Annotated in this window: 10 protein-coding genes; 6 read left to right on the top strand and 4 right to left on the bottom strand. The window is 40.0% G+C overall.

The genetic code is table 11. From position 1 onward, the window contains the following. Position 1 precedes the first annotated feature (1 nt). A complete protein-coding gene (locus OCV77_RS06805) occupies positions 2–1,129 on the top strand; it encodes a flagellin N-terminal helical domain-containing protein (protein ID WP_262574208.1) in 1,128 nt (375 codons plus the stop codon). Positions 1,130–1,161: 32 nt separating this feature from the next. Further along, entirely contained in the window at positions 1,162–1,638 is a 477-nt protein-coding gene (gene fliS, locus OCV77_RS06800; protein ID WP_262574207.1) for a flagellar export chaperone FliS, read from the top strand. Here the strand turns inward: fliS and OCV77_RS06795 are convergent. Next, positions 1,600–1,902, bottom strand: a complete 303-nt coding sequence (locus OCV77_RS06795; RefSeq protein ID WP_118798760.1) for a YaaL family protein — start codon at positions 1,900–1,902, stop codon at positions 1,600–1,602. The genes fliS and OCV77_RS06795 overlap by 39 nt on opposite strands. Positions 1,903–2,064: 162 nt before the next feature. Between OCV77_RS06795 and OCV77_RS06790 the strand changes: the two genes are divergently transcribed. Beyond that, complete coding sequence (locus OCV77_RS06790) at positions 2,065–2,268, top strand: pro-sigmaK processing inhibitor BofA family protein (protein ID WP_317246627.1); 204 nt, start codon at positions 2,065–2,067, stop codon at positions 2,266–2,268. Positions 2,269–2,275: 7 nt separating this feature from the next. Here OCV77_RS06790 and OCV77_RS06785 read toward each other — a convergent pair whose 3' ends face one another. Next, on the bottom strand, positions 2,276–3,568 hold the full coding sequence (locus OCV77_RS06785) for a glycoside hydrolase family 125 protein (protein WP_262574206.1): 1,293 nt from the start codon (positions 3,566–3,568) through the stop codon (positions 2,276–2,278). A 233-nt stretch (positions 3,569–3,801) separates the two neighbouring features. On the opposite strand from OCV77_RS06785, the gene OCV77_RS06780 reads away from it, so the two are divergent. The 3 genes from OCV77_RS06780 (at position 3,802) to OCV77_RS06770 (ending at position 8,286) form a co-directional block, all read left to right on the top strand. Then, positions 3,802–5,013 (top strand): ROK family protein, encoded by a 1,212-nt coding sequence (locus tag OCV77_RS06780; protein WP_262574205.1) that lies wholly within the window; start codon positions 3,802–3,804, stop codon positions 5,011–5,013. Positions 5,014–5,320: 307 nt separating this feature from the next. After that, positions 5,321–6,178, top strand: coding sequence for a helix-turn-helix transcriptional regulator (locus OCV77_RS06775; protein WP_262574204.1), 858 nt, complete (start codon positions 5,321–5,323; stop codon positions 6,176–6,178). Between the two features lie 179 nt (positions 6,179–6,357). Further along, entirely contained in the window at positions 6,358–8,286 is a 1,929-nt protein-coding gene (locus tag OCV77_RS06770; RefSeq protein WP_262574202.1) for a glycoside hydrolase family 127 protein, read from the top strand. A 66-nt stretch (positions 8,287–8,352) separates the two neighbouring features. Here OCV77_RS06770 and OCV77_RS06765 read toward each other — a convergent pair whose 3' ends face one another. Then, a complete protein-coding gene (locus tag OCV77_RS06765) occupies positions 8,353–9,873 on the bottom strand; it encodes a response regulator transcription factor (RefSeq protein WP_262574201.1) in 1,521 nt (506 codons plus the stop codon). 9 nt (positions 9,874–9,882) lie between these two features. Beyond that, the gene (locus OCV77_RS06760; RefSeq protein ID WP_262574199.1) at positions 9,883–11,625 is read right to left on the bottom strand and encodes a sensor histidine kinase; all 1,743 of its coding nucleotides are present in this window, start codon (positions 11,623–11,625) and stop codon (positions 9,883–9,885) included. Positions 11,626–11,753 lie beyond the last annotated feature (128 nt).

Below are 11,753 nucleotides of genomic sequence, written 5' to 3'. Positions count from 1 at the left end.
GATGAAAATTAATTTTAATGCGTCCGCAGCAATTGCCAATAATGCACTGACAAGAAACGACAATAAGCTGGCGGCATCCCTGGGAAAGCTTTCCTCCGGCTATAAGATCACGCACGCCAAGGACAATCCGTCAGGACTTGCCATGGCCAAGAGAATGAATGCACAGATTGCGGGTGTTTCTGTTGCAACAGATAATGCAGGCGATGGTATTTCTGTGATCGAGATCGCAGATGGAACCATGTCAGAGATCCATGATATGTTGCAGCGTCTGAATGAGCTTTCTGTAAAAGCAAGTACAGGAACCCTGACGGAACAGGATCGTGAGATCATCAATAATGAAGCCCAGCAGCTGAAAGAGGAAATTGACAGAATCTCAGGAGAGGCTGAGTTTAATGGACAGAAGATCCTGGATGGATCCTTTGACCTGAAAGGGTATACCGATAACGTTGATGTGAAGGTTGCTTATTATGGAGATGAGGTTAAGGCGGGACAATATCAGGTGGCAGACCTGAAGATCGGTACGGATAAGGATGGCGACCTGGATTCGGCAAAGTCCTCTGTAACAATTACGGGACCCGGCGGACAGACTGTTGCCGGAGTAAAGGTAAGTGGTATAGACGGTAATATCGCCACGATCACCGGAGACAATGGATTTGAACTGAAGCTGGAGATCCGGAGCGGCATACAGAAGGATGATGTTACTACAAAAAATTTTAAGATGGAGCTTGCAGGCTTTGGCGCTATGGACACCCAGATCGGTGCTAATGAAGGACAGCAGCTTGGTATCCGTATCCCCAGGATTTCCTGCCTTAATATGGGAATCGAATCCCTGGATCTGACGACCGCAGAGGGGGCGACAAAAGCGATCGATCAGGTTGATGCAGCTATTAAATATGTATCGGAGGCAAGAAGCCGGATCGGTGCTTATCAGAACCGTCTGGAGCACACAGTCAGCAGCCTGGATATTACTTCAGAGAATATGACGGCAGCTTATTCCAGGATCATGGATACAGATATGGCGGAAGAAATGACAGAATATACAACTCTGCAGGTACTTTCCCAGGCAAGTACCTCCATGCTGGCTCAGGCCAATGAAAGACCTTCCCAGGTACTTCAGCTTCTGCAGTAAGTACAGATTTCTGACACATAGAGGGAAATGAAATGACGGATGAAAAGAAACAGCAGTATACGCTGAAAATATCTCAGGCAAGCCGGACACAGCTTGTAGTGATCTTATATGAAATGACACTGGATTATCTGAAGGAAGCAGAAGATGCGGCTGGCAACAGGGATGAGGCAGCCTTTCATACCGGTATCAAACGGGCAAGGGCATGTATCCACGAACTGAGCCACTCTCTGAATCATGAATACCCTGTTTCCGGAAACCTGCTGCAGCTCTATCTCTTTGCGGACAGGACGCTGATCCAGGCAGATGCCAGACAGGATGCCGCACTGCTAAAGGAGCCGGAGGATATGGTCAGAAAACTTAAGGATGCTTATGAGACTATCAGTGAGCAGGATGATTCCGGTGCCGTTATGGAAAACACGCAGGCCGTTTATGCAGGACTTACCTATGGCAGAGGAGCTCTGAACGAGAGCTTAGCTGATCAGGGTAGCAGCCGGGGCTTCCGTGTTTAAAACAGAAGCAGTAGTTTTTTCTTCAGGCAGCATACACAGGTGTGCTGCCTGTTCCATTAAAAATTTATAGCGCTTCAGCACAGAATTGACCTCGTAGATATAGCAGTCGATGAGATCCGGTTCTGTGACATTGTCAAAGCCCGCATATGCGATCTCCAGGGCTTTTTTTGTTTGCTCCAGATCAGAAAGAAGAGCATTTCTCTGTAGTTCTTCCTCCGAAAGGGTTCTGTTGGTATGGGAAGAAAATCCAAAATATGATTTCATGTGCAGCCTCCCAGATATTTCCTTTTGAAAAAAGTATAGTCCGGGTTTCTGGCTTTTATTCATAAATTACATGAAGAAACATATATAATTACAGGAGATGTCTGGCTGGCCTGGACATACAGGCAGCTGGACTGGAGAGAGGACGGAGAAAGATTTAAAATAATGAAATTGATGGAAAAAATTTTGAATTTCATATTGCGGGGCATGGCAGGCTGTCTGCTTTTTTATCTGGGGAATCAGGTGCTTGGCAGCATCATGGAGGGGATCCACGTTGGCTATAATCTGATCACATTTTCTATAGCGGGTTTTCTTGGGATCCCCGGGGTGCTGGCACTGTATGGTGTGCAGTTTTATATGCTGCTGTGAATGGATGTTACATTTCCAGATGGTAACCGCAGCAATCCAGGATCAGCTCACAGAATACAGAATTGGCCCATGAAAACCATGGACGGGTATATTGTGCAGGGTCATCTACCAGAAAAGCCTCATGCATGAGGTCAGTGCCTGCATCTGTATGAGTCAGCGTGTCAAGGAGCTGCTCACGCTCTTTGGCAGATGTAGTAGTCAGTGCCTGCATGGCGAGTCCGATATGCCATATATAACGGGCTGGTGTATGTGGGCTTCCAATGCCTTTTGCACAGGCTACGGCATAATAATAAGGGTTTCTGTCACTGAGGATGATCTCTCTTGTGTTCAGATATCGCCCATCTTTCCTGTCGCAGTATCCGATATAGGGAAGTGACAGAAGGCTGGGAAGATTGGCGTCATCCATGATGTTATATTCGCCAAATCCGTCTATTTCATAAGCATAAAATTCTTTACTTTGACCAGGAACAATAGAAAGGGATTCTATTGCTTTCCGCAAATCTGAGGAAAACTGGTGTGCCTCTGCTGCTAAAACAGAGTCATGATATATCTGCTCAGCTATTTCTGAAATATTTTCAAGAATAACGCTGGCGAGCATGTTGGAAGGAATTAAATATCCATAAGTACAGGAATCATCACTTGGGCGGAAGCCGGACCATATCAGCCCAATATTGCTTTTTACCAGTGCGCCCTTTCCATTTCTGGATAATGTGTCAGTGGGAACGCAGTTCATGCGTTCAAAGGTGTAGGGAGATTTATGCTCGTGATCCTGTTCTGTACGGAATACGGATATAATCGTTTTTGCGGATTTTAACCAGTCCATGGTAAAGTGTGCTGTATAACCGGTATTTTTCCAAAAGAGATAAGAGAGCTGGACAGGAAAACAAAGAGAATCAATTTCAAATTTTCTTTCCCATAATTCCGGCTTCATATCTGTTTTGTCGTGCTCCCAGCAATTACCATTTGCACATTCATTAAAGGCGTTGGCATAAGGATCTATCTGGATACATTGCATCTGCTTCTGGATCAGGCCGTTTATGATGTCGGCAATCTCCGGATCCTCTTTGGCAAAAAAGAGAAAAGGACGGAGCTGGCAGGCTGAATCACGAAGCCACATGGCTGGAATATCTCCGGTAATAACAAATATGGAACCGTCGTCCAGTACTTTTATGGTGGTCTGTAATGTATTGGAAATACAGTTTTCAAACATAACAGCAATTTTGCTGTCAGAACCAAACCGGTCTTTTACCTGCTGGATTGTCTGGTCAATGACAGGATAATGATCTTTTATAGTTATCATAATAAAGCACCTTTCCTTAATAATATTGTTTTTTGATTTTTTCATAGGCATCCCATATTCATGCTAACAACGTATCCTTTCTAAAATTATCATTTATATACTCCTCGAGTATAACATAAACGAAAAATAATTTAAACTATTTTTGTAAAAATCTTTTATAAAATAATTATGTAAATATACTTTACAAAATAGAGGGGTGATGTTATGATGAGAAACAGAAGGGGGAATTGTAAATGAAAAATACGACACGGGTTCTGAAAGAAGCGAATAAATATCTGATCATGCAGACCATCCTTCAGTACCAGCCACTAACGATAGAAGAGATCGTACGCAGAACGATGGTCAGCCGGCCTACTGTTCTTGAGGTGATCAAGGAGCTGCAGGAGAATAATTATATCATCAAGGAAGGACAAGTCAAGAGTACGGGTGGAAGACCTGCGGATCTGATACTGATCAATGCAGAAGCCTGTTATGCAATAGGTGTGGATCTGGAGTTTGCTATCCATACGGCCAGACTTGCAGTAACAAATGCAGCCAGAAAAATTGTCGGTTCTAAAGAAATCCACTTTGAGGATGATGCAGATGCCGAAATGATCATGAAGAGTCTTATAGATGAAATTGACAGCATGGTAAGGCAGACCGGTATCAGTATGGATCAGCTGGCAGGTATTGGACTTGGGCTTCCTGGAAATGTTGATGAACCAAACGGAATTTCTATTCACATTGAACGTATCAGAAACTGGGATGATATCCATGTCAGGGATATATTAGAGGAGAAATTCCATGTGCCCGTATATATCAAAAATGATGTCCATCTGCTGGCTGAGGCAGAACGTGAAAAATATATGTCATCTGACATACAGGATTTTCTTTATATTGGACTTCGCTCTGGTATAGGAAGTGCTATTTTCTACCACGGACATGCCCTGGACGGACGTCAGGGCAATGCAGGCTTTATCGGACATACGACGGTCAATCCGGAAGGACCCCTGTGCTCCTGCGGCAGACATGGATGTCTGGATGCATTTGCAAGTGAGATAGCAATGAACAAAGAATATAAAGCGCGGTGCATTAAGGCGGGAACTTATATTGCGGAAGAAGAAAGGCACCGGACAGTGCTGGATTTCATTGACAAGGCAGAAAAGGGAGAGGAAATCAGCTGCCAGATATTGAAGCAGTCTGCTTTTTATATTGGAATTGCTGTCGCAAATATGATCAAAACCCTGGAGGTTACGACAGTGATCATTGGTGGATATCCTCAGATTAAGGACAGTGAATTCATAAAAGAGATCAAAGAAACAGCAAGGCAGTATATGATGAGAGGGTATGAAAATGAAATTGATATCCGGGTTGGCTCATTAAAACAGGAGGAGTATCCCTTAGGGGCATGCTGTCATGTGTTAAGTAACATTTTTGAAAAGCCAAAGCTCTCGCTGAAGGTGTAACAAAGTGCGGTATTTCGCAAGGAAATTATATAAATATACTTTACTAAGAGCCTATGACACTGCCGCTTTCACAGCAGTACTTTTACGGAACATACAGTAATCAGTGGAACCTGATCTTAGCCAATTTCGTTATTTCCAGCATCCCTATTTTTCTATATCCTGATGCAGAAAAATATAGTAAAGGGAATAGCTGCCGGTGCCGTAAAGGGCTAGAGATCATACAAGTAAGGAAGGTACTATGTGGATTATCTGCGCTGGAGGCAGATAAGAAGAAAGCCATTAAAAGAATGAAATGGAGGATTTGTCGATGGAGCATTTATTGAAGATACCCTGTACAGCTATGCCTTTTGTAAGTGAAGCAGATTATAGTGTGACGTTGGCACCGATGATCCATGCGGATCGGACAGCACCATTTCATGTGGCAATTTATTTATTACAGGGAAGCATGGAGATTATAGAGGACGGGATTCCTTATAGAATTATGCCGGATCAGATTTTTTTCCTGAAAAGTGGTATTCATCATTGGGGGAATAGATCATTTGAAATAGGATCATCCTGGTATTATGCGCATTTTTATTGTGATGCTCCCTCATCCTGTATGGAGGAGCTTCCAAGAGGGATTTATTATGATGAAAGGGTAAGCCTTAAGCCTTCTGAGAAGGATCGGTATTTCATTACTCTCCCCAAATTAATAAATTGTGAAGAGAAGACACAAATAAAGAGAAACTTTGAGAAAATGATAGAAGCTCATATTCATGGGAATATTCCACAGGCATCCATCCGTCTATGGCAGATTTTCCTGGAATGTGCACAAAATGCACAGGATGATAAGGTGAGCAACGGTTATGCGGAGCAGATACAGAATTATGTGAGACAGCATTATATAGATGGATTTACCTCTGCACAGATTCAGGAAGCCTGTGGCTTGTCCTATAAATATGCAGGAACCCTGTTTAAGGAAGTGACCGGACAAACCATTAAGGAATATCAGTGCACACTAAGATTACGAAAAGCAGAACAGCTGCTGAAGGAAACCAATAAATCCATTACAGAAATTGCGCAATTGACAGGATTTTCGGACGTGTTTTACTTTAGCAAAATATTTCATAGAAAGAAGGGATGCCCACCCGGTGAATATCGGAAAACATATATACCCGGTATCTAGGAAAGCAGGTCGGAAAAGCTCCCGTAATTTGAGGCATGTTATGGTAAAATCGGAAAAAAGTACAAATTATAAAGATTTTATTCCATTTTAAATTATGTAATAGAGGATTATTATACATAATATAGGAAGCAGGCAGAGCCGCCTGCTGAAAGAAACATGAATCAGATGGAGGGTATGTAATGGGTGATTTGCAATTAGTAAAGAAGTTTAAGGTAAATGATGGTTTTTTTGGCAGATATGAAAAGCTGGTCAAAGATGTAGTGCTTCCTTATCAGGAGAAGGCACTTAATGACCAGATTGAAGGTGCGGACAAAAGTCACTGTATTGAGAATTTCCGTATGGCTGCAGAGAAGCTGAAGACCGGAAAGTGTGATGGTGAGTTTTATGGTATGGTATTTCAGGACAGTGACGTAGCAAAATGGTTAGAGGGCGTGGCCTACTCTTTGACACAGTATCCGGATGCTGAACTGGAAAGACGCTGTGATGAAATTATCGATCTGATTGGCGAGGCACAGCAGGAAGACGGATATCTGAACACTTACTTTACCGTAAAGGCTCCAGATCAAAGATGGACCAATTTGCAGGAAGCACATGAATTATATTGCGCAGGACATATGATGGAAGCTGCCGTTGCCTACGCTGAGTGTACCGGTAAGGTTAAATTGTTAGATATTATGTGTGGTATGGCAGACCATATTTACAAACGTTTTATTGAAGATGGAGCAGAAGGATATCCGGGACATCCGGAGATAGAGCTGGCATTATTACGCATGTATCGCTGCACTAAGAAAGAGAAATATAAGGAATTAGCACTTCATTTTATTAACGTGAGAGGTGTAGACAGTGATTATTTCTGCAAGGAAAAGGAAAGAAGAAAATGGACAGTATGGGGTGCTGATCCGGAGGACAAAGAATGCATGCAGTGTAATGCTCCGGTCAGGGAACAGAAGAAAGCTACCGGGCATGCAGTAAGAGCGGTATATTTATATACCGGAATGGCAGACGCAGCAATGGAAACTGGCGATACAACATTGACAGAGGCCTGCAAGACTCTCTGGAACAATATTACCCAGTGCAGAATGTATGTAACAGGTGGTATCGGTTCTGCTTATGAAGGTGAAGCTTTTACTGAAGACTATCATCTGCCAAACGATACAGCTTATGCGGAAACCTGTGCCGCAATCGGTTTGATTTTCTTTGCCAATAAAATGCTCTATCTGGAAAGAAATCGAAAATATGCTGATATAATGGAGCGGGCATTATATAATGGTGTGCTGGCAGGAATGCAGTTAGATGGAACCAGGTTTTTCTATGTCAATCCATTGGAGACCTTACCCGGTATTTCAGGGGAAGCAAAGACCCACAAGCATGCTCTTCCTGTAAGACCCAAATGGTTTGCCTGTGCATGCTGCCCGCCTAATGTGGCAAGAATGTTATCCTCTGTTTCTGAATATGCATGGCATTTGACCCAGGATACGTTGTTTTCTAATTTATATATTGACGGCACATTAGATTTAACAGAGAATTTTGGTGGTAAAATAATCTTAGAGACAGCCTACCCGTACAATCATGTTATTAGCTATAAATTTGCACCGGTAAAGGAAACTATGTATGTACCTTTAGCAATTCGTATTCCGGCATGGAGCAAGAACACGAAAATTCTTTTGAACGGAAAGCCTGCAGAGTATGAAATGAAATCGGGCTATGCATATATATTTGGAGAATACCGGGCAGAAGATATCATAACAATAGAGCTGGATATGGAAGTGAAAAGAGTATATACAAGCAGCCGGGTGGCAGCTAATACAGGAAAAGCAGCACTGCAGAGGGGACCGCTTGTTTATTGTGCTGAGGGTGTAGATAACGAAAATGACGTACTATCGCTAAGCCTGAAAAAAGACGGAAAAATAACGCTTAGCGAATATATGCCGGATAAATTATGCGGTATTCAGGAATTATATGCAGAAGGTTATCGGGAAGTCGTCAGTGATGACCTTTATAGCTATGATGCACCGGTAACAAAAGAATGTCAGATTACCTTGGTACCATATTATAGCTGGGGTAATCGCGGATTGAACCAGATGAGGGTATGGATTCCCATCAGCTGACAGAAATATTTAATTGATATAGAAAAAGGGATATTATTTTCATTTGAGAAAATAATATCCCTTGAATTATTTCGTATAGATCTTCCGGTATTCCTTTGGTGTAACACCAACGATCTGATGGAAGCGAAAATATTTGGGTTCAGAGTATCCAATGTCAGAACAGATCTCATATATTTTTTTGTTGGTATTGATAAGCAACTCTTTTGCGCGCTGTATTCGTATAAATGTTAAATATTCAATAATGGTCTGACCGGTTGTAGAACTGAAAATATTGCTGAGAGACGAATAGCTTATACCAAAAACATCACCTAAATCTGAAAGAGTCAGGTTTTCACTTATATGATCAGAAAGATAGTTTTGAATTTGTTCAACAAGAAAAGTATTCGTGCTGTTTGTCTGTTCAGCAATTTTTTCGAAAATATTATCAATCATAGCTAAGAGTGTATTTTCAATATCTTCAAGACAATAAAAATTATAAAGAAATTGAAGGTTTTCTGTATAATCAATATAGTACGAGGAAGGTACTTTCTTGTCGTTACAGTACTGGATGATTATATGGGTAATTTTATTTATCCAGGAATGTAATTCGTAATAGGATGGCTGTTTGACTCTGATGTAATCCATAAAGGAATAGATTTCATCTCTTATGTTTAGTAAGTTACCGTTTGTGAGCTGTAATTGCAGATTTTTGTAAACGGAGTATGGAAAATCACAAAGCTTTTGATCCTGATATATATGCACAGAAGTCTTTGAGTAGAAAAACTGTGTCAGAGTAGAAAGCGCGCTGAAAAATGCATTCTTTAACGTATCATTATTGCAACTGTGATATATTCCTGTATGGACAAATAAATCTGAAGTGAATTTCCAGATAAATTTTTGCATATGTCTTTTGAAAGCATCATAATCGATATCCGTTTTCTGTAAGATAATACAGTATATTTTCTCGTGGAATAAGAATACATGGTGTTCTGGCGATATTTCGGAAGCAAAATTTTGTATCAAAGCCCTATGATTGTCAATATGATTATTAAATTCATGATTTCCGGCTATTAGCAGGAACCAGGCACCTTGAAATGAGAAGCCACACTGTTTTTCCAGTATATGGATTGTCTGGCTTTTATTTAAAGAAACTGACTCAGAAAACAGAAGATCCAAAAATTGATCAAATTCTGATGAAGTAAGATTATATTCATTAAAAGGATCATCCTCTAATCGGAAAAAGTTTTCCACACTTGTAATCACAGCATCAAATTCAGATGGAAGAATGGGCTTTACAATATAACGGAATACCTGGTAATCAACAGCCTTTTTGGCATAAGAGAATTCTGAGTATCCGCTGATAATAATGATTGGAATTAATTTGTTGTATTGGCGGATTCTGCTGATCAGCTCCAGACCATCAAATTTGGGCATACGTATATCAGTAACAATCAGGTTAATTTCAGGATGCTGAAGGAGGTATTCCAGTGCCTGACTCCCATCTTCAAACAGACCACCTATTTCCCATTGGGGAGAATGATTTCTGAAGATTTCAGCGATTCCATTACGGCTTTGTATTTCGTCATCAATGATAACTACACGATTCATAAGCTTTCCTCATTTCTGAACAGGGAGAGTGATAATTATTTTGGTACCTTTCATAATATGTGATATGATCTGTATTCCATATGATTTTCCAAAGCGTTGTTTTATATAAGCATTTGAGTTTGCGATACCGATACCGTCACTTTTGCCATGCAGTATAGAATGTATGACAAGCTCCGACATGCCCTTTCCGTTATCTTCTATTGTTATAAAAATGGAGTTATCCTTTAAAAAAATGCTAAGGATTATAATACCGCCCTGATGTATTTCAGAAAAGCCATGCAGTAATGAATTTTCTATAAATGGCTGCAGGATAAAACGAGGTATTTTGTAAGTGAGCATATCAGGCTTAATGTGGTAATGTATCGTAAAGGAATATTGAAATCGGATTTCCTGGATATACATATAATTTTTCAGCCAGGATAGTTCATCATTTACAGTGACAAAATCATTCTCTTTTATAATACTATACCGAAGGATATTTGACAGTGCATTTATAATATATGGTATTTTATCTACATTTCCATTTAAGGACATCCAGCTGATAGAATCTAAAGTGTTGTATAAAAAATGAGGATTTAACTGTGCATGAAGCAAAGCAAGCTGTTGTTTTGCCTCTTTTTTTGAGTACTCCTGTAATTGCTCGATCAAATCTAGAGTACGCTGGCTCATAGATTGAAATGAGTTGTACAGATTACCGATTTCATCATGAACAGGATAGTCGGGGGAAGGGAAGTAATGTAAGTAGTCCTGCTCCTGCATAATAATGGAAAGCCGGCGTATTGGTACAATAAACTGCTTGGTGAACATGAAATAAGTCAGGATTAAGCATGCAAAAGATACTATCCATATCAGTAAAAGTAAAGTTCTGATAAAGCGTGTTTTGCTTTCAATAATCGAAAATGGAAGGAAAGAATAACAATTATATTCCATGGAATTGATCCTGGTATTAAAGCAGTAATAGCTCTTTCCATTATTATTGATAATAGAATATGGAGATGTACCCAATATTTCTGCAGGTATAATATCCCCGATATGATAACCTAAATTCTCTTCCTGATATCCCCATATTAACGTATTATTCTCGGTGGTCAGAAGAAAAGAGGAATCTGAGTTAAAATTTGAAGTTATAATTGTATCTTCAAAAGAATCTATATCAATCTCAACCAGCAATATTCCGATTGGACGAAAATAATTTGTGGGACTGCGAAGAAGCCGTCCGTAGTATATAGAGGTATTGGAAGAAGGATATTTACGCTTATTGGTACGGGTAATAGGATTAGATAAGATACCTGTTCCATTCCCTGCGTATATTTTTTGAAGAAATTCAGGATCAAGAGAATTTATGTGCATAACGTTACTGTAGCCATCATTCCAATATAAAGTGTCACCAGACATTGTCATAAGAGACAGGGATAAAATCATATCATCTGTTCTCATTAATGAATTAATAGAAGGCTGGATTTCCTTTTTTTCGTAAAAGGTCAATTGCTTAGACTGTCCCTTTTCAAGACAGTTTATAATGGCATTATTGTAATAAACGGATGCAGTGAGGTTATTAAAATAAATTAGCTTCTGATTGATATTGGAGGAAATCAGCTTTAATACCTGAATCTGGGATGTAATTTCAGAGTTAAGCGTATTTTTAGTCTGAGTGCGGTAAAGCAGTAATGCGGTAATTGTCATTGGAATAAGAGCAATAAATAAAAAGATGATCAATAATTGTTTTTGTAAAGAAAGTCTTATGTTTTTCACCTGTTGTGTTACCTCATACAGCTTAATGTAGTTCCTTTGTTATTACCTATAATATATAATACTCTGCTGGAAAATAGAATATGGCAAAAAGTGCACCTTTGAAAAAAAGTGGTATTTTATTGTCGAAT

The sequence above is a fragment of the Suilimivivens aceti genome (genome assembly GCF_025567405.1).
Taxonomy (GTDB): domain Bacteria; phylum Bacillota; class Clostridia; order Lachnospirales; family Lachnospiraceae; genus Suilimivivens; species Suilimivivens aceti.
This window is presented reverse-complemented; position numbering and strand designations above follow the sequence as displayed.

What these genes read in the sequence shown, in the direction of transcription:
- OCV77_RS06785 (WP_262574206.1), bottom strand. Translation starts at nt 3,568, where the DNA reads ATGATAACTATAAAAGATCATTATCCTGTCATTGACCAGACAATCCAG.
- OCV77_RS06775 (WP_262574204.1), top strand. Translation starts at nt 5,321, where the DNA reads ATGGAGCATTTATTGAAGATACCCTGTACAGCTATGCCTTTTGTAAGT.
- OCV77_RS06770 (WP_262574202.1), top strand. Translation starts at nt 6,358, where the DNA reads ATGGGTGATTTGCAATTAGTAAAGAAGTTTAAGGTAAATGATGGTTTT.
- OCV77_RS06795 (WP_118798760.1), bottom strand. Translation starts at nt 1,902, where the DNA reads ATGAAATCATATTTTGGATTTTCTTCCCATACCAACAGAACCCTTTCG.
- OCV77_RS06790 (WP_317246627.1), top strand. Translation starts at nt 2,065, where the DNA reads ATGAAATTGATGGAAAAAATTTTGAATTTCATATTGCGGGGCATGGCA.
- OCV77_RS06780 (WP_262574205.1), top strand. Translation starts at nt 3,802, where the DNA reads ATGAAAAATACGACACGGGTTCTGAAAGAAGCGAATAAATATCTGATC.
- OCV77_RS06805 (WP_262574208.1), top strand. Translation starts at nt 2, where the DNA reads ATGAAAATTAATTTTAATGCGTCCGCAGCAATTGCCAATAATGCACTG.
- fliS (WP_262574207.1), top strand. Translation starts at nt 1,162, where the DNA reads ATGACGGATGAAAAGAAACAGCAGTATACGCTGAAAATATCTCAGGCA.
- OCV77_RS06765 (WP_262574201.1), bottom strand. Translation starts at nt 9,873, where the DNA reads ATGAATCGTGTAGTTATCATTGATGACGAAATACAAAGCCGTAATGGA.